The sequence below is a fragment of the Psychrosphaera sp. F3M07 genome (assembly GCF_018860345.1).
GTDB lineage: Bacteria > Pseudomonadota > Gammaproteobacteria > Enterobacterales > Alteromonadaceae > Psychrosphaera > Psychrosphaera aquimarina.
The window spans coordinates 183284-202934 of record NZ_JAHKPJ010000011.1; the positions used below are offsets into that span (position 1 = coordinate 183284).

Genomic DNA, 19651 nt, shown 5'->3' on the forward strand with positions numbered 1-19651 from the left:
AACTGTTTAATACTCAGGGTTTGATTGCTAAAATCGCCGCCATTCTAGCCTAATAACCATAAATTCATTAGGCGTTATTTTATATTTTTAGTTAACGGATCAAAAACCAATGCGTACTAGCCAGTATATAATTGCTACTTTAAAAGAAACTCCATCTGACGCTGAAGTTATCAGCCATCAGTTAATGTTAAGAGCCGGTATGATCCGTAGGCTCGCTTCTGGTTTATACACTTGGTTACCCACTGGTTTAAAAGTTGTTCGTAAAATTGAACAAATAGTCCGTGAAGAAATGGAAAACGCAGGTGCGATAGAAATGTTAATGCCTGTGGTTCAACCTGCTGATTTGTGGTTAGAATCTGGCCGTTGGCAAGAATACGGTCCAGAATTGTTACGTATTAAAGACCGTCACAATCGTGACTTTGCGCTTGGCCCAACTCACGAAGAAGTAATAACCGAATTTGTACGTAAAGAGATTAACAGTTACAAACAGTTACCGCTTAATTTCTACCAAATCCAAACTAAATTCAGAGACGAAGTTCGTCCTCGTTTTGGTGTGATGCGTAGCCGTGAATTTATAATGAAAGATGCATATTCTTTCCATTTAGATCAAGAGTCATTACAACAAACTTACGACAAAATGTATCAAGCGTATTGCAATATCTTTACGCGTTTAGGTTTGGACTTCCGTCCGGTTATTGCAGACACAGGTTCTATTGGTGGCGATGCCTCTCATGAATTCCATGTACTTGCTGATTCTGGTGAAGACGATATCGCGTTCTCTACTGAAAGTGATTACGCTGCTAATATTGAAAAAGCAGAAGCCTTTGCGCCACAAGACGCTGCGGATGCACCAACTCAAGAATTAACCTTAACCGACACACCAAATGCTAAAACCATTGCTGAGTTAGTTGAACAGTTTAATGTTCCGGTAGAAAAAACCGTTAAAACCTTAATTGTTAAAGCGTCTGCTGAGTGTGTTGCTGAAAACGGCGCTGAATACGTGGCGTTAATCGTTCGCGGCGACCATGAGCTTAATGAAATAAAAGCGGAAAAATTAGCTTTTGTTGCTGAGCCTTTAGAAATGGCATCTGAAGATGCAATTAAACAAGTTATGCAAGCTTCACCGGGGTCTTTAGGGCCAATTAATTGTCCTATTCCAGTGATTGTAGATAGAGCCGCTGCCGTTGCTTCTGACTTTAGTGCGGGTGCTAACCAAGACGGTAAACATTACTTTGGCATTAACTGGGAGCGCGACTTAGCACTTCCTGTTGTTGCTGATATTCGTAATGTGGTTGAAGGTGATAAGAGCCCTTGTGGTAAAGGCGTATTAACCATTAAGCGTGGCATTGAAGTTGGTCATATATTCCAACTTGGCACTAAATACTCTAAAGCCATGAACGCTGGTGTATTAACTGAGACGGGCAAACATCAAGTATTAGAAATGGGTTGTTACGGTATTGGCATTACACGTATTGCGGCGGCTGCCATTGAGCAAAACCATGACAAATACGGTATTAAATGGCCATTAGCATTAGCACCATTCACGGTTGCGATTGTACCAATGAACATGCATAAATCTCATCGTATTCCTGATGTTGCTCAAAAGATTTATGACGAATTAAAAGCCGCTGGCATTGAAGTTTTATTCGATGACAGAAAAGAACGTCCGGGTGTTATGTTTAACGACATGGAATTAATGGGTATTCCACATCAAATTGTTATTGGTGAGCGTAACCTTGATACTGATCAAGTTGAGCACAAAGACCGTAACTCTGGCGAAAAAACACTTTTATCAATAGACGAAGCGGTTTCGTTTGTTGTTAATAAAATAAAAAATACATAATTAAAAAGTAATTAAAAATATGAAGTTAAATACTGACAATATCGCCCAACTTGCTTGGGAAAAAATGGACGGGTTATTACCTTGTATTGTGCAAGACGCAATGAGTGGCAAGGTTTTAATGCAAGGATTTATGAACCAAGAAGCGATGCTGCATACATTAAACAGCAAACAAGTTACTTTTTTCAGCCGTAGCAAACAAAGACTGTGGACCAAAGGCGAAGTGTCTAACAATACGTTAGATTTAGTTGAGTTATCATCTGATTGCGACAATGACTCAATCATCGCACTTGCGACACCCAACGGCCCGACGTGTCATACCGGCACTGAGTCTTGCTGGAATGACGATGCGGCACAGCCAGACATTAGCTTCATTGCTGATCTTGAGCGTTTAATTGCTTCAAGAAAAGGCGCGGATCCAGACTCATCTTACACGGCATCTTTATATGCCAGCGGTATTAAGCGTATCGCCCAAAAAGTGGGTGAAGAAGGCGTTGAAACAGCGCTTGCTGCAACAGTTAAAGATTTGGAAGAACTTAAAAATGAAAGCGCTGACTTGCTTTATCATCTGTTAGTTTTGTTACAAGCGTCAGACTTAAACTTATCTGATGTGATTGGCGTGTTAAAACAGCGACATAAAAAATAACAGAGAGGTTTGATAAACCCTTTTATTTAATCTAATTCATTAAGCCAGTTTTGATAACTCGAACTGGCTTTTTTGATCCCCTAACCATATAAAAACCTGCCCCCATCACTGGTTATTTAATATTCATAATTGATCTTTTTTATACATGAAAATATCTTTATGGTGTTAACTATAAAGTAATGCTTAATGACGCCGATTACGTTTTATAGAACAGTATTAAATCCCATTTAATATCACATCTCGGTATGTTAGTTATTAGCTCCTTGTCCTAATAGGAATTGTTTATGCGTTTAAAATTAAAAATGGTCATCCTTACATCCGTTATCGCAATTTCGTATGTCGTGATTGCTTTTGTTGGATTACATTCATTAAAGATAGCAAGTGAGTCAGATAACTTTGCTCGCATAGAACAACTCTTTAAAAGTGCTTATTCCACCATTACTCAACTTGAAAATTTAGTAGAGAAAGGTGAATTGGAAGAAGCAAAAGCAAAATCCATTGCTACCTTAATTTTACAACAAAACAAATATCACGACTCTGAGTACGTTTACGTTACTGACGAACAACTAAACTTTGTTGCTGCCCCTCATGATCCTCAATTACACGGCACTAGCTTTAATGACTTTAAAGATTCAAATGGTAAGAGTATTGGTAAAATCGTATCTGACGTTACACAAAGAACCCCTGGTAAAATGGTGACTTACAATTGGACATCCGAACGCGATGGTGAAGTGGTTGGGTTGACTTCTGTTGCACAAAAAACAGAAAAATGGGGTTGGTATATAGGGACTGGTATTAGTTTTAAAGAAACCAATGAAAGATATTGGGATACGGCTCAATGGTTATTAGTACTGGCACTGATTATTATAACTTGTATCTCCATCGCCATTTTTCAGTTTGGCAGAAAGTTAACCGCTGAGTTAGGTGCAGAAGTATCTGAGGTTGTAGATATTGTTAGTAAGATCTCAAAAGGAAATTTAACGGACAATAAACTTGAGTTTCACGCGGAGCCTAACAGTATATTAGGGTCACTGTCCTATATGAGAAACGCATTAAGGGAAGTGGTTAGTAATATGCAATCTGTGTCACTTTCTTTAGCTGAACAGGTAAAAGATTCGGAACAACAGTCCATAGAATTAGATCAACTAACTTCTACCTTAGATAACGAAACCCATTTAACAGCAGAGGCCATTAAAGATATTGCTCACGGTGCGGAAATCTCTAGTGTTGATATTACTGAAACGGCGGAGATGTTACACGTTGCACAAACCAATGGTGAAAGTGCCAATAAGTTAACTGAGATCTCAACCCACACCATAGGAAAACTGGAAAGCCAGATAGAATCAACGGGGGCGTCGGTAAAACAATTAGCGGAAGAAGTTGAGTCTATTGAAAGCGTATTAACCGTTATTCAAGGTGTGGCAGAACAAACCAATTTATTAGCGCTAAATGCAGCTATAGAAGCAGCAAGAGCCGGTGATCAAGGGCGCGGGTTTGCAGTTGTAGCCGATGAAGTAAGACAACTGGCTAAGCGCACTCAAGAAAGCACTAAAGAAATTCACGATATGATTGAGAAGTTACAAGCTGCAGCTTCTGAAGCAATCAAAACGGTTGAACAAAGTATGCTAACCAGTGCTGAAAGCGTGGATCAAGCAAAACAAACCTCAAGCGCCATCACGGAGTTATTAAACATTATTTCTGATATTGCGGCTAAGAGTAATTCTATTGATGAGTCGTCTAAGTCACAATTTGCTTCAGCAAATGGTGCGACAGACAAATTGGCTTTAATAGCCGAAATGAGTCAAAAAACCACAGATGTAGCCCGTTTAGCTCATGAAAAATCAAACTTAATTGGTGTCTCATCAAATCAACTTAAAGAACAAACTGATAAGTTTATCCTTTAAATTAGCACTTTAAATTAGCCCATTTACTTTCAAACAAAAAACGCATCTAAATAGATGCGTTTTTGTTACTAATGACCAAAGTTAACGACTTGCGTTATTTGCGTTACTTTTTGTTAATTGAGATGCTGCCAAGCCTGATATATGTTTCTATAAAAAGCTCATCAACGTCTTTAATATCAATACCGTTACTATCCATGTTTTTAGCTAAACTCTCCAAGGTTTTTCCACTTGGTGTTTCGGCCATCAATATAAACCCTAATATGGGTTGGTCAATAATATCAGCCAATGGCGCGGCGGTACCTTGCCAGTCTTTCTCCCAATAAGTGTTCAAATCTGTGTTAGTTAATTCAAGCTCCAACCAAGCGCCATCAGGTAAGTTTGGTAATAACTCAACCAACTTTTTTCCATTCACTGTCATGGTTTTATGATCAGAATGATTGTGTCCATAAAACACTAACTTTAAAGTCATGTTTTGGTTAAGCAGTTTATCAACTAAGATTTGATCAACCCTTGTCTGGCTAGGTAATTGCCTTTGCAATATGCTTGTTAGTGATGAAACCTGTGGGGTAAAACTAAGTGGACGGTCTATTTGAAAACGCATTTTAAATGAATCTAAATTACCATAGGTGAGTTGTAGATCCGACAAGTCCATTTCAATGCCATTGGCATGTTGACGTTTATTATGAATTACCTTTTTGACTAAGATGATGTCTTGGTTAATACATGTTTTTTTATTAAATTTACTGGGACTAACTGGCAAAAGTGTATATTTTTCGTTTTCTGTTTCCGGGTTAAAAAAGCGTAATCTCGAAAACTCGTTTGGATAGCGACTAATGTGATGCCAATAACTCAATCCGTTAAGGGTTAAGTTATTACTCTGGTCTTCTGCTGTACATGAGCTAACCACCTTTAAATTTTGATTAATCAAAGGCGCACTGCAACTAACAAAAGTGGTCGTTATCAATACTACACTCATCAGGCTAACAAGTGCCAATTGATAACGACGGATTAACACTTTAGTTACCCTTTAAGGTTAAAGTAGAAAATACACTGGCATCAATATAACCGAGGTTTTTATCACCATTTACTGCTTGTATGGTGGTAGATCCCATAAAATGTTCTCTTTGTTTGCTGCCATCGTTATCACAATAGGCCAGCATAAATCCCATCTCTTTGTTGGCTTGTAGGCTGACAGGTTTAGCACTTATGTCATCAACCTTAAAGCTGTCGTCAAATATTTTAATCGCCACTTCCCAAGTTATTTTTGTATGGTCGTTGGCATCTCTTGTCCAACGACTCTCTATATGATCATTTAACAAAATAAACGGTTCTGAATTTGTGGCGGTTTGCTCACCGATATCAACAGCCTGATTATCCAGCGCAATATGATATGCAAAAGCATTAAAATTAAACTGGTGATTTCCGCCGGATTTATCTTCATCGATGAATATCTCTAAACAGTCATCATCCCAATATAAGTTTAAAGGATTTGGATATTGATCGAATAAAACATCATCAACAATTTCAGCAAGTAAATATAACTGGCCTTGATCCCAAGCTAACTTAAAACGACCGCTAAAATCATCTGGTGTTGGCACATTGCCAATCATGTCATGATCCATTGGATACCAAGTGGCTTGTGCCCAAACAGTTTCATCCGCCTTGCCATCAATAGTGATTGGATTGTTAGTATGTAGCGCGACAAAGCTTTCTCTTTCGTCATTAGCAACGGCCGTACTGATAAACGCACTGGCAAACATACAAGCTAAAACATGTTTTTTGAGTGACTTGGTATATTTAGTCATTTGATATTTCCTGATTAATTTGTCTGACAATGTCTTCTAATGATTTATCTGCATTAATACTTATGACGCCTTCATTCTCACTTGGCAATTCAAGTGCATCAAATTGTGAAGACAGTAAATTAGGATCAAAGAAGTGATTTTCTCTTTGCGCAAGACGCGTCGCAATTGTATTTTCTGACACGTTTAAATGAACAATCGTTAATTCAAAACCAAGTTGGGTAAATAACTGTCTGTGTTGTTTCTTCAAACCAGAATAAGCTAATACGCATGACTGACGATTATCTAACAACATAGTTAAAAACTGCATAATTCGCGCTAACCAAGGTTTTCTGTCTTCATCATTAAGCGGTGTACCACTGGCCATTTTTTGCTTGGCATCCATGTCATGAAAATTGTCGGCATCGATAAACACGTGATTTTGATCTTTTGCTAAACGTTCGCCAACCGCCGTTTTACCACAACCACTTACGCCCATCACTATGGTTAATTTAGGTAAACTTAGCTTTTGAGTTGGCAATAACACTTCAACCTTATAATTGTGTCCAGCTTGCAGGTTAGATAATTTATTATCTTTAAATACAAAGCCATTCATTGTGGTTACTTGTTGTTTGACGATATCAGACTTAATAATATCCAGTTCAATATTTGCCCCTCTAAATTGGCGCTGCACTTTTAAGCTGGGCCAGTGAGAAGGTAATTGAGGCTGAATTAACAAATCATCTCCACTACCTTTTAATCCGCACAATCCTTCCACGACACTTCGTAAATACCAAGCAACAGTACCGGTATTAAACAAGTGACTTGAACGTCCCGCATGGTGAGGATGCTGGTAATAAGCACCGCGATAATAGTTAGGTACAAATACCGGTAGTTGCCCTTGGGCCTTGGCACTTTTCTGGTTAGGCAACATGCGTTTTAATACATCAAAGGCCAAATCGTTTTTGCCTTTGCTATAAAGTGCAAAACCATAAAACATAGCGGCATGGTTATACACAGAGCCATTTTCTGATACACCAGCTGATTTTTGAGTGACTCGACCAATATCTTCGCGCATTTGAGTATAACTCGGCGCTAACATGGTCACGCCATATGGCGTCGCCAGTTGCTCGAATATTTGTTTATTGATCAGTTCATATTGTTGCCTTGTTGCAGCATTACTTAACATAGCCCAGCTTTGTGGGTTTAAGAATATACGCCCCTCGTTGTCGGTTTTTGTGCCAAATAGATTGCCATCATCGGTAATACCACGGGCAAACCAATCGCCATTCCAACAATATTTGTTGACTTGTAAGTTAAGCAAATCGGCGGCAGCCATAAATTCCTGCATTTGTGTTTTGCATTCATTTTGCTCATTAACAGATAAATAGGTTTCACACACATAAACCCAGCATTTGATGGCATAGGCACTGGCTAAAGATAACCAAGCTGATACACCTTTGCCTTTATACCCCACCATATTCATGGGATCGCACCAATCGCCCTGCTCTATGTAACTCAAGCCTCTTTCGTCGGTGGCATCTAATAACCATTCCATGGCTTTATCTAAATGTGTTTTAACTGTGTTGATTTCTGCACTGTCTGAATAACCAATTGTTTCTTGTAGAATACTTATGTCATTGGTTTCATCTAAATAAGCTTGCAGACATATAGATAACCATACGCAATGATCGGTATGAGGTACTTGATTGATGTATTTAAGCTGTGCGTCTTCACTTAACAAAATGCCATCAGGCATAGCGCCAGAAAACTTTTGTTGTGACAAGGCCAATAACAGACGTTCTCTGGTCACGGCAGGTGCAATGTAAATCATGCCCATTGCATCTTGCAAAAAGTTACGCGTTTGTGGGTCCGTGCTTAATCTGTTTACATCACCATGATAAAACACTTGTCTTGGTAACCAATGGTTAACGTATTGATCAAAGTCTGAGTCTGGTGATGTAATTGAAATACTGCCTTTACCCTGATGAATATAGGCTGAATATTCTTGTTTCTTTTGGCTAAATTGCGCCTTACTCGCTAACAATTCGGCTTTAACCTGTTTGATCTCATCTAGATTATTTGCAGGACCAAAAATGATATTCAACTGCTGTTTTTCATTTGGCACTAATATCTTTTTAAATTGCTGCACACCAACGGGGGTTTCATAACACGCCGTCTTATTTTCTAAACTAGGCTGTTGCAACATGGACGGATTATGCATACCGCCTTCGCCCCTGAAGGTTAATAAATTACAACACCATGAATCCGGAGTTTGATCCGCTATCATATAGGTTAAGTCTTTTAACGCTTGGTTGTTAAAATAGTCCTCTACTTTTTGATAAGGCGTTACAGACGTAGCAACTATGCCTAACAACTCAGGGTCAAAGGTGGCTGATTGATTCATCCAAGACATATAACCAATGGAGAAACACGGATAAATAGAAATGTGTATGTTTTGTTTATTATTGTTAACGATGTCAACTGACCATAACTCCACCACCTTATCTTGAGTCAAGGACAAAGTAATAGTGAACTCAATGTTCCACTTGTGTATTACCCATTTAACATCACTGGTACCAGCAGAAAAACTAAATGAGTCTAGTTCAATTCGCATTGGTTCGTATGGGGCAGAAAATAACTCACCGGTTTCTTCATTTTTGATATAGAAAAAACGGCCCGGGTGATCCGCATAATACGGTTGTTCTGGTTGAATAAAGGTTTTTGCTTCTAAGTTTGGCGCATACGAATACTTAGCAGGCTCAGGTTGCATAAATTGTGCGGTCATATAACCGCGACAATTTATTTGAGCAACCATTTGTGAATTCCACAAAAAGCTTGTGGCATTCGGCATTGTTAATGGGCTGTCTAATTGAATACGCGCTTGCCCGTTTTGTAACTCGTTATTAAATGTATTGCTTGCCATTGTCTTATTTTACCGCGTCTGCTTGATAGTTACTTTTTAGTTTTAATTCAGCTTGTAATTGTTCTAAGGTTTTTTGACCGAGTGGGTAAAACCAAATACACACCACAGCTAACACCGCAAACACCGCTGGTATTAATGTCATTAACAGCACGATGCCCATTTCGGATGCTGAATTTTGTACTTGGTTTGCCACATAACCTAATGATCCTAACAACCAGCCCATTAACCCACCGGCGATAGCCCCACCCAGTTTTTGCGCAAATGCTGCGGCGGAAAATACCATTGCAGTGGCGCGTCGACCATTTTTCCACTCTGAATAGTCCGCGGTATCAGCGTACATAGAGAATACTAATGGTGATTTAGGGCCTAAACATAAGCCAATTAATATCTGCACGGTAAAAATTAAAGGGATGTTTTCTTTTGGTACAAAGAAAAATAAAGCGGATAAAATAGCCACTAAGGACATTAATATAAGTAACAGTTTCTTTTTATCGACAAACTTAACTAATAAAGGGGTAATCGCGGCACCACACATTAAACTCAACATATAGGCCATAGAAAAAGAACCGATTAAATCTTCTCTTCCAACAAAGTATTTAAAGTAAAATGTGCCAGAACTACCTCTTAAGGTAATTGTTAACATAATAATTAAGGCAAGACTGAATAGAATTAACCAAGGTTTGTTTTTGGTTAAATCTTTAATGTCTTGTAATACTGGTGTTTTTTGTTCTGCAGGTGGAGAAATACGTTCTTTAGTGGTTAAGAAAGTAATGAAAAATAACCCAGCTGCAACCACACCATAAAGTGCCATGGTTAATTGCCAACCAAGTATTTCATTACCATTGCCTAAATACGCAACTAAATCAGGGGTTAAATACGCAACTAAAGTACCGCCAGAAAATGCGCCAATAAAGCGAAAGCTGGTTAATGTTGTGCGTTGGTTTGAGTCAGATGTGATAACCCCCATTAAGGCTCCGTAAGGGACATTAATAAAGGTATACGCTAACATCATGAAGATATAAGTGGCGTACGCCCAGACTAATTTGCCTGATTCGCCCACATCGGGCACGGTAAAGGTTAATACCCCAGCGGCGACGATTGGAATAATGCCCCACAACAAATAAGGTCGGAACTTGCCGTATTTCGTTGAGGTCCTATCCGCCATTGCCCCCATTAATGGATCTGAAAACGCATCGATTAATCGAGTGACCAACATCATAGTCCCAACCGCTGTTGCTGATAAGCCAAATACGTCGGTATAAAAAATAAATAGGAATACATCAAATACGCGCCAATAAAAATTAGAGGCGACATCTCCACAGGCATAACCTACCTTTTCTTTTAAAGACAATGCATTCGATTGTTTAATAGTTGAACGATTCGTTTCCATAACAAACTCTTATTAGTATTATTTGCCAACTATTCAATCACCTTATGTAAGCGCTTACAAATTATTTTTTTGTAATGAAGTACTTTTTTTAACCTATAGCCCAGAGATAGCAGCCTACCGAGCTTTATAGAGTGTTAACTCTACAAAAACATTGTAATTTTACCCTTGACGACAATTATATTTTGCATTACTTTATGAATGTAAGCGCTTTCAGAAGATCTTAACCCCGTCCAATGTAAGCGCTTTCAGTGAAAACTAATATAAAATATAAAATCACAACATCAACAGGAAAGTGCGAGAATAATATGAAAAATAATCGCTTTGTAAAAACACAAATAGCAACTAGCTTGTCTATCGCAATTGGCGCATTTGCAGCTCCTATTGTTGCTCATGCAGCGGACGAAGCTAAAGATGTAGAAGTTATCGAAGTAACAGGTATTCGTGCTTCTTTAATCAAATCAAGAGATTTAAAAAGAGATAGCAACGGCGTTGCTGATGCTATCTCTGCAGAAGATATCGGTAAATTCCCAGATACAAACTTAGCCGAATCTATGCAACGTATTGCTGGTGTTTCTATCGACCGTCAGAACGGTGAAGGTAGTAAAGTAACAGTGCGTGGTATTCCACCAGAAATGAACTTAGTTACACTAAACGGCCGTCAAATGCCTGTAACTACCGGTAACCGCTCTTTTGACTTTGCTAATATCGCTTCTGAAGGTGTTAGTGGTGTTGTGGTAACTAAAACAGGTGACGCATCAGTCCCTACAGGTGGCATCGGGTCGGTTATCGACATTCAAACTCATAAACCACTTTCTCATCAAGGTACTAAAGCTTCGTTTGGTGTAAAAGCGGTAGCAGATACTTCAACTGAAGATGGTTCTATTACGCCAGAAATATCAGGCTTATATTCAACAACGTCTGAAGATGGCAAATTTGGTGTTTCCGTTTCTGCTAGTTACCAAAAACGTGAAAGTGGCAACGCTCAAGCACAAGTTGGTACAGGTTGGCGTTCATTCCCTGGTACTGCTGATACAGATTGGTCAGGTACTAATGCAACTTGGGGTGGTGTCGCTAAAGACTCAACTCAAACTAACCGTCCTGCTGATTCAGATATTTATTCGGTTCCTCAAACAACGATCTATAGATTTGAAGAACAACAACGTACCCGAACCAATGCACAGTTAGTACTTCAGTATCGTCCAATTGACTCAGTAACGGCGACTCTTGATTACACTATGATGCAAAACGACATTGATGTTCAACACAATGACATCTCTGCTTGGTATAACTTTGGTACTTCAGAGAACGTCTGGTCTGATGGCCCTGTTGCTACTCCATTAATTTATTCAGAAGATTACCCGTCAGCTTCACCTGCCGATTTATCAATGGCACGAGGTTTCTCTGCTAACCGTCACGAAAGTTCTTCAATTGGTTTAAATGTTGAATGGCAAGTTAATTCAGATTTAAAACTTGAATTAGACGTACATTCATCTGACGCTTCTAGAACCCCAAATGGTCAATACGGTAGCGCTGCAAACATGTCTATGGCTGCTTTTGTTCGTACCAGAGCTGCAACTGATTTCACAGGTGATCGTCCTATCTTAGCGGTTGACGGTAGTGAAAACGTTCAATGGTCTGATATGCGTGTTACAGGTAGTACATTTGGTAACTCACAAGACGCTTCTGACGTTTCTCAACAACAAGTTAATGGTAGCTATGTTCTTGATGAAAAGAGCAGCATCGACTTTGGTGTTTCATTAACATCAGTAAGTAATCACTCTCAAGCTATTAACGTTCAGCGTAATGACTGGGGTGGCATGGGTGTTGATCAACCAAGTATCTTCACTGAAGATATGTTCCCAGTGGACAGCATTCAAGATCGTTTTGATACATCAGGCGGTAACTTCAACGGCTTATCAGGCGACATGCAAGCAATCGATAGAATGTTTGTTTGGGACTTTGAAGCAATTCGTGCAATTGCTGCAGAAGCTTACACAACGTCTGCTGGTGCAACACCTGGTGACTGTGGAAACTTATTCTGCCCATCAACTAATTATGGTGGCGACACTGACCGCTTTACTGAAGAGAATTCTACTGCAGTTTATGCTCAGTATAACTACGACGGTGAAATGGCTGGTATGTATTACGGTCTACATGTAGGCGTACGTTGGGAAGATACTGAAGTTGAGTCAACTTCTATCGTGACAGCTCGTGATGGCGCTGAATGGGTATCTGCTAACGAAGTTATCTTAGGTGATGGCGGTCGTGTATTCCAAACTCAAACTGGTGGATACGATTACTTCCTACCTAACATCAACTTTAATTTAGAAGTTACTGATGATGTTATCGTTCGTGCGGCATACAGCCAAACGATTGGTCGTCCTAATTATGCCGACATCCAAGGTGGAACCGTTGTTGGTTCATTAGCAAGAACAAGTGGGGCAAACGGTAGTGCGGGTAATCCAAACCTATTACCACTTGAATCTACTAACTTAGATTTATCTGTTGAATGGTACTACAGCGAAACAAGTTATATGTCTTTTGGTTTATTTAAAAAAGACACACAAAACTACATAGCTAACGTTGAAGAAAACTCTACGATTTACGGTATTGCTAACCCAGGTGATGGTGCTAAATATAACGAAGCTCGTCTTGCATTAAATACAACTGATGCGGTAGCGATTCGTGATTATATCTTTGCTAACTATCCAAATGACCCGTATGTAGATGTTGCAAACGGTATTATTACGGGTGACCCTGCTACGGATAATATTATGAATGTTGCGATAAACGTCCCAACTAATAATGACCGTAAAACGCCAATTGATGGAATGGAATTCTCTATCCAACACTTATTTGGTGAAACAGGTTACGGCGTCATTGCTAACTACACTGCGGTAAGTACTGATTTAGAGTACGACGTTATGAACTTAGAAGACCAACCGGTATTAACAAATATCAGTGACTCAGCTAACTTAATTGCGTTCTACGACTTAGACGGCTTCCAAGCACGTATCGCATATAACTGGCGTGATGAGTTCCTTGCATCTCGTTACCAAGGTGATGTAGGTCCTTCTCCAATATTTGTTGAAGCTTACTCTCAAATTGACTTTAACATGAGCTACGACGTTAGCCAGGTTGAAGGGTTAACGGTTTTCTTTGAAGGTATTAACATTGCTAACAACTTCACACGTACTCACGGTCGTGCTGAAAAACAAGTGTTAAACTTAACAGAAACAGGCCCACGTTATAACTTTGGTGCACGTTATTCATTCTAATCATTAATGATTATGTGAATAACCTGTTATAAGTGTTAAATTGAATAAGTCGCTACGCCATATATTATGAGTAGCGACTTATTTTTATGTACCGCTTACCATCTAAATTATTACCCTAATATATTAAGGTTAGTCTTTTGTTATTTGACTAAGTCATTGTGATCACCTCAGTCGTTTAACCTTAAATTATTATGTGTTACAAATGTCATTATCAGTCACGTTTAACGTTGAAAAGCAGTAGGTAGAATGTGGATAATCTAATTAATCGAGTAATCATTGTCGGTGGTGGTAGTGCAGGCTGGTTAACTGCATGTATCTTAGCGGCAGAACTTGATTTAAGTAATTCAAATTACACTGTTACTTTAGTTGAATCTTCAGATATCAATCCAATTGGTGTGGGCGAAGGTACTTGGCCAACCATGCGAGCCACGTTAAAGAAGATTGGCATTAGTGAAAATGAATTTATTAATTGCTGTGATGCCAGTTTTAAACAAGGTTCTCAATTTAATGATTGGCAAGGTCGTACTTCCACTAATCCGGTTTACTCACAAGACAGTTATATTCATCCTTTTACCGTCCCAGTCGAATTTCAAAACATTAATTTAGCCCCACATTGGCAGCCCTACTCTGAACAAGTTTGTTTTGCAGATGCCGTTTCAACTCAAAGTGTATTAGCAAAACAAGGTAAAGCGCCTAAGTTGATCACTTCTCCGGAATATTCCTTTATTGGCAATTATGGTTATCACTTAGATGCAGGCAAGTTTAGCGGCTTATTAAAAAAACATGCAATCAACAAACTTAATGTGAAACATGTCATCGACAATGTCACAGAAATCCATAATGACGACTCAGGGTTTATTAATCATATAGAAACCGAGAAAAACGGAGCCATTGCGGGGGATATTTTTGTTGACTGTACTGGTTTTGCATCTTTGTTAATTGGTAAACATTACAATATTGACTTCATTAATAAACAAGACCAATTATTTAATAACACCGCAATCGCGATTCAGGCTCCCTATGATGATCCAAATCAAGATATTGCTTCTTGCACATTATCAACCGCACAAACTAATGGCTGGATTTGGGATATTGGTTTACAAAGCAGACGTGGTGTCGGTCATGTATTTTCAAGCGATCACACAACAACTGACGCAGCAGAAATACAATTAAGGCAATACTTAACGCCTTCTATTGGTGTGAAACAAGCGGAATCACTGCCAGCAAGAACCATTAATTTTACCCCGGGATATAGAGAAAAGTTTTGGCATAATAACTGTTTAGCCATTGGTATGTCCGCAGGTTTTATTGAGCCTTTGGAAGCCTCCGCGCTTGCATTAATAGAACAGTCAGCCAATTTCTTAGCCGAACAATTTCCAAAAAATCGTGCGATTATGTCCATTATTGCCAAACGATATAATCAAACCACGTCCCAGCATTGGACTCAAATTATTGAGTTTCTTAAACTTCATTATGTGCTGTCAAAACGTACAGACAGTCAATATTGGATTGATAATGTAGATCCTAAGTCAATGCCAGATTCGTTAATTGAAAACTTAGAGTTATGGCAACATCAATACCCTTACCTATTAGATCAAGCGGGATATAATCCATTATTTCCAGCCGCCAGTTATCAATACGTGATGTTTGGGATGGGCTTTAAGTCAAACCCGATTGCCAAAAGACAGGACAAAAAAATTGAACAACGCGCTCAGCAGTTGTTTAATGAAAATAGACTACGCACACAGCAACAATCAGCAGTATTAACCTCAAATCGCGATTTACTTAATAAAGTAAAAAAATTCGGATTTGCAAAAATATAACAATAACAAAAATTAAATAGGTGCTTCATGCCAAATCATACATTAGTCAACAACATCGACCATAAAGATACCAAGATCATCACAGAACGTTCAGCCGCCTACGGCGACGATATTTGGTTTACACAAACCTTCCCTGCTGAGTACCGAAGTGTTCAGGCTTATTACCCTATATTTTTTACTAAAGACGAAAATACAGGGCGTTTTTTCTCTGTTGCCTTGTTTGGTTTTCAACAAAATGAAAACTTATTCATAAAGGACAATCGTTGGTCAGTACCTTATATTCCATTAACTCATGCACGCACGCCGTTTTTAATCGGAGAACAAGCATTAATGGAAGATGGCATTGAAAAACATCAACGTGTTTTATTTTTGGATGAAGATCATCCTAGAGTTAATACTGAGCAAGGTGAACCATTATTCTTAGAATTTGGCGCGAATGCCCCATACTTAGAAAGCATGGCAGACATGATGGAAGTACTGCATCACGGTATTGAAGATCACAATGCCTTTATTGATATGTTGGTAGAACTTGAGCTACTAGAGTCTTTCACCTTAGACGTAGAACTCAATGACCGATCTCAACATCAGATGTTAGGTTTTTACACTATCAATGAAGATAAACTCGCAGCGCTTAGTAGTGAAGTGATTGCTAAATTGCATCAAAATGGCCACTTACAGGCGATTTATATGACCTTGGCATCACAATCTAATGTAACTCGTTTAATTCAATTAAAAAATGCGCAGCTTGGTCTGTAAAAGACTAAACCTTTTTTAGCTTAGTTAAATTCCGGTTAAAGGACGATGATGTTAGATATTAAAAACCTGGTTAAAGAGGTCTTTTTACCTGCAGGTGAATCATTACCTGAGCATATAGTGAATGCTGCTGAACCCGTTTTACTGAAAGGCTTCATTAATCACTGGCCTTTAGTTAACGCTGGAAAACAGTCACAAGACCACGCTTTTGAATATATAAACAACGCCTACAACGGTCAGCCGATATCAGCGTATTATGCGCAGCCTGATGCCAACGGTCGAATTTTTTACAATGCCGACTTTAACGGTTTTAATTTTCAAAGTGCGACATTAGATTTATCAACTGTATTAAACAAATTAAAAGAGGTACGTGATTTAGCACAGCCTCCTGCTGTGTATGTTGGCTCCACCAACATTCATCGTCATTTTCCTAGTCTAAACAGTGAAAATAACGTCACAATTGAAAACGCACAACCTATCACTAATTTGTGGCTGGGTAATAAAACTAAAATTGCCGCACATTTTGACTTCCCGAATAATTTAGCCTGTTGCGCCGTAGGTAAACGACGATTTACCTTGTTTCCACCTGAACAAGTTAAAAACTTATATGTTGGCCCTAAGGAGTTTGCTCCTGGAGGTCAAGACATTAGTTTGGTGAACTTTGAACAACCGGACTTAACAAAACATCCGAAATTTCAAACCGCTCTAGATAATGCGCTTGTTGCTAATCTTGAGGCTGGTGATGCTTTATTTATTCCTAGTATGTGGTGGCATCATGTTGAAGGGTTAACCAGTTTTAATGTGTTGGTTACGCATTGGTGGCGCAATAGTCCAGCTTTTATGGGCAGGCCAGATAACGCAATCGAGTTAGCAATTTTAAGTATTAGGAATTTACCTCTGGAACAACGTCAAGCATGGAAAGCACTATTTGAACATTATGTATTTGATCATGAAGACGGTGACAATGCCCATATCCCAGAGCACGCCCAAGGTTGTTTAAAACAACCGATGACAGAAATTGAAGCTCGAAAAGTCCGAGCTAAATTGTTAGAACAACTTAAACGATAATGAGTCACAATTATGAATGATAGTAAATCAACTAAGAATCCAGTTAAAAAGGTTGTTATCGCAGGCGGTGGAACTGCAGGCTGGATGGCAGCAGCTGCGCTAACTAAATTACTTGGTAAAAATATCGATGTGACTCTGGTTGAGTCGGATGCAATTCCCACCGTTGGTGTGGGGGAAGCCACGATTCCGACCTTACATATTTTTCATCAATTATTGGGCATAAAAGAACAAGATTTTATGGCGGCCACCAATGCCACATTTAAAATGGGTATCTCTTTTGAAAATTGGCGTGATGTTAAAAAAGATTACATTCACTCGTTTGGATTTTTAGGCCAGGACTGTTGGGCAGCGGGTTTTCAACATTTTTGGTTAAAAGGCCACCAACGAGGCATTGTTTCTGAAATTGGTGATTATGTACCAGAGCACCTTGCTGCACGAGAAGGTCGATTTGCGGTGTTAGCCAATCAAGCGTTAAATCATGCATACCATTTAGATGCTGGTTTATATGCCAAATACTTACGTAATATTGCTGAACAACATGGTATTACACGAGTGGAAGGTAAGATTGATAAGGTTAACTTATCTAATGAAAACGGCTTTATCGAGTCCCTAACTTTAGATTCAGAACAAGTAGTTGAGGGGGATTTATTCTTAGACTGCACCGGGTTCAGAGCCTTATTAATAGAGAAAGCGCTTCACACTGGTTTTGAAGATTGGAGTCATTGGCTGCCTTGTGATAGTGCCATTGCGGTACAAACTGAATCTGTTGGTAAACCTGTTCCTTATACTCGTTCAATTGCTCATGAATCAGGCTGGCAATGGCGTATTCCATTACAAAATAGAACTGGCAACGGTTTAGTTTTTTGCAGTAAATATATGACGGACGATGAAGCCATCGCCAAGTTACGCGAAAACCTAGTTGGCACATTAAGAAATGAACCACGAGTGATCAAGTTTCAAACTGGAACACGCAGAAAACATTGGAACAAAAACTGTATTGCCGTTGGTTTATCTTCTGGCTTTATCGAGCCACTTGAGTCCACCAGCATTCATTTATTCCAACGCGCAATCGTAAGGTTAATGCAGATGTTCCCAAGCCAGGGGATCAATGAGTCAGATGTAAATGAATTTAACGCTCAAACTAAATTTGAACACGATAATATAAGAGACTTTATTATCTTGCATTACCACTTAACAGACCGTGAAGACACCGCATTTTGGCGTCATTGTAAAAACATGGAGATCCCTGATTCGTTACAACACAGAATGAGTTTATTTAAACAGTCCGGCCGAGTATTCAAAAAAGCGGAAGAATTATTTGGTGAAACCTCGTGGGTTCAAGTGATGTTAGGACAAGGTTTGATGCCTGAGCAATATCACCCAATAGTGGACCAAATGGATGATGCTGAATTAGAAAACTTTTTAATGCATATTAAAAATAATGTGAAAAAGAAAGTTGCCTCTTGGCCTGATCATTATGACTTTATACAACATTATTGTAAGAGTACGGTTAAGGCTTAGCCGATGTCTGCAGAGTACTTTACGCCAAACCCCAATATGCAAGTGAATGTGATGAGAATGGGCGTTGAACAAACGCCTTTGATCATCATTGATGATTTTGCATCGAGCACAGAAGCATTAAAAACGTTTGCCTATGAGCATGCCGAATACACACCAGATGAAAAAACCCTTTACCCTGGGGTTCGTAGCCCGTTACCAGACAGTTATATAATCAAACTACTTCAAGCGGTATATCAGCCTTTATACGGGATTTATGGCATTGAATTAAGCAAACGTGTAACACCATTAAGCTCGTACTTTTCGCTGCTGTCATTAGCGCCTAACGCGTTACATTTGTTACAACGTATGCCTCATTTTGATACCAACAGTTCAACCTGTTTTGCGGTATTACACTATTTGGCAGAAGGACCACATGGTGGCACTGGTTTATATCGACACAAACCAACCAAATTTGAACGTATTACCGAAGCTAGATGTGATCAATACATAAGCAGTGCAAAGCAGTATATTGAACAACATGGTGAACCTGAACCAGGTTATATCACAGGGTCCAACGACCATTTTGAAAAGTTTTATGAAGTGGAATACAAACCTAATAGATTAGTGATTTACCCAAGCAATTTATTGCACTCTGTAACGGTAGATAAAACCAATGACTTGTCGAGTGATCCAAAAAACGGACGGTTAACTGCCAATATTTTCTTTGAGTTTAAATAGCCGT

Annotated in this window: 13 protein-coding genes; 9 read left to right on the forward strand and 4 right to left on the reverse strand. The window is 39.0% G+C overall.

Going from position 1 to position 19651, the window contains the following annotated elements; translation table 11 throughout:
• The first annotated feature begins 109 nt into the window (after positions 1-109).
• From KO505_RS04510 to KO505_RS04520, 3 genes are all read left to right on the forward strand, one after another.
• Entirely contained in the window at positions 110-1843 is a 1734-nt protein-coding gene (locus KO505_RS04510; protein ID WP_216054250.1) for a proline--tRNA ligase, read from the forward strand.
• Positions 1844-1862: 19 nt separating this feature from the next.
• Positions 1863-2486, forward strand: a complete 624-nt coding sequence (gene hisIE, locus KO505_RS04515; protein WP_216054251.1) for a bifunctional phosphoribosyl-AMP cyclohydrolase/phosphoribosyl-ATP diphosphatase HisIE — start codon at positions 1863-1865, stop codon at positions 2484-2486.
• A gap of 284 nt (positions 2487-2770) precedes the next feature.
• A complete protein-coding gene (locus KO505_RS04520) occupies positions 2771-4390 on the forward strand; it encodes a methyl-accepting chemotaxis protein (RefSeq protein WP_216054252.1) in 1620 nt (539 codons plus the stop codon).
• 103 nt (positions 4391-4493) lie between these two features.
• Here KO505_RS04520 and KO505_RS04525 read toward each other — a convergent pair whose 3' ends face one another.
• Genes KO505_RS04525 through KO505_RS04540 form a run of 4 tightly spaced genes read right to left on the reverse strand, consistent with a single transcriptional unit; the run spans position 4494 to position 10487 of the window.
• Positions 4494-5405: a hypothetical protein gene (locus KO505_RS04525; RefSeq protein WP_216054253.1), complete on the reverse strand. Its 912-nt coding sequence runs from the start codon at positions 5403-5405 to the stop codon at positions 4494-4496.
• Between the two features lies 1 nt (position 5406).
• Positions 5407-6195 (reverse strand): CBM9 family sugar-binding protein, encoded by a 789-nt coding sequence (locus tag KO505_RS04530; RefSeq protein ID WP_216054254.1) that lies wholly within the window; start codon positions 6193-6195, stop codon positions 5407-5409.
• Entirely contained in the window at positions 6188-9097 is a 2910-nt protein-coding gene (locus KO505_RS04535; RefSeq protein ID WP_216054255.1) for a gluconokinase, GntK/IdnK-type, read from the reverse strand. Before KO505_RS04535 ends, KO505_RS04530 begins: the two co-directional genes overlap by 8 nt.
• Positions 9098-9101: 4 nt before the next feature.
• Positions 9102-10487, reverse strand: coding sequence for an MFS transporter (locus KO505_RS04540; protein WP_216054256.1), 1386 nt, complete (start codon positions 10485-10487; stop codon positions 9102-9104).
• A gap of 305 nt (positions 10488-10792) precedes the next feature.
• Between KO505_RS04540 and KO505_RS04545 the strand changes: the two genes are divergently transcribed.
• From KO505_RS04545 to KO505_RS04570, 6 genes are all read left to right on the forward strand, one after another.
• Positions 10793-13765, forward strand: a complete 2973-nt coding sequence (locus KO505_RS04545) for a TonB-dependent receptor (protein ID WP_216054257.1) — start codon at positions 10793-10795, stop codon at positions 13763-13765.
• A gap of 248 nt (positions 13766-14013) precedes the next feature.
• Positions 14014-15588 (forward strand): tryptophan halogenase family protein, encoded by a 1575-nt coding sequence (locus tag KO505_RS04550; RefSeq protein WP_216054258.1) that lies wholly within the window; start codon positions 14014-14016, stop codon positions 15586-15588.
• A gap of 27 nt (positions 15589-15615) precedes the next feature.
• Positions 15616-16344 (forward strand): SapC family protein, encoded by a 729-nt coding sequence (locus KO505_RS04555; RefSeq protein WP_216054259.1) that lies wholly within the window; start codon positions 15616-15618, stop codon positions 16342-16344.
• A gap of 45 nt (positions 16345-16389) precedes the next feature.
• Positions 16390-17409: a cupin-like domain-containing protein gene (locus KO505_RS04560; protein WP_216054260.1), complete on the forward strand. Its 1020-nt coding sequence runs from the start codon at positions 16390-16392 to the stop codon at positions 17407-17409.
• A gap of 12 nt (positions 17410-17421) precedes the next feature.
• Positions 17422-18930: a tryptophan halogenase family protein gene (locus tag KO505_RS04565; protein ID WP_216054261.1), complete on the forward strand. Its 1509-nt coding sequence runs from the start codon at positions 17422-17424 to the stop codon at positions 18928-18930.
• Between the two features lie 3 nt (positions 18931-18933).
• Positions 18934-19647: a DUF6445 family protein gene (locus KO505_RS04570; protein WP_216054262.1), complete on the forward strand. Its 714-nt coding sequence runs from the start codon at positions 18934-18936 to the stop codon at positions 19645-19647.
• Positions 19648-19651 lie beyond the last annotated feature (4 nt).

Coding starts and splice junctions, on each gene's coding strand:
- KO505_RS04565 (WP_216054261.1), top strand. CDS start 17,422: ATGAATGATAGTAAATCAACTAAGAATCCAGTTAAAAAGGTTGTTATC.
- KO505_RS04560 (WP_216054260.1), top strand. CDS start 16,390: ATGATGTTAGATATTAAAAACCTGGTTAAAGAGGTCTTTTTACCTGCA.
- KO505_RS04530 (WP_216054254.1), bottom strand. CDS start 6,195: ATGACTAAATATACCAAGTCACTCAAAAAACATGTTTTAGCTTGTATG.
- KO505_RS04540 (WP_216054256.1), bottom strand. CDS start 10,487: ATGGAAACGAATCGTTCAACTATTAAACAATCGAATGCATTGTCTTTA.
- KO505_RS04555 (WP_216054259.1), top strand. CDS start 15,616: ATGCCAAATCATACATTAGTCAACAACATCGACCATAAAGATACCAAG.
- KO505_RS04520 (WP_216054252.1), top strand. CDS start 2,771: ATGCGTTTAAAATTAAAAATGGTCATCCTTACATCCGTTATCGCAATT.
- KO505_RS04510 (WP_216054250.1), top strand. CDS start 110: ATGCGTACTAGCCAGTATATAATTGCTACTTTAAAAGAAACTCCATCT.
- KO505_RS04535 (WP_216054255.1), bottom strand. CDS start 9,097: ATGGCAAGCAATACATTTAATAACGAGTTACAAAACGGGCAAGCGCGT.
- KO505_RS04545 (WP_216054257.1), top strand. CDS start 10,793: ATGAAAAATAATCGCTTTGTAAAAACACAAATAGCAACTAGCTTGTCT.
- hisIE (WP_216054251.1), top strand. CDS start 1,863: ATGAAGTTAAATACTGACAATATCGCCCAACTTGCTTGGGAAAAAATG.
- KO505_RS04570 (WP_216054262.1), top strand. CDS start 18,934: ATGTCTGCAGAGTACTTTACGCCAAACCCCAATATGCAAGTGAATGTG.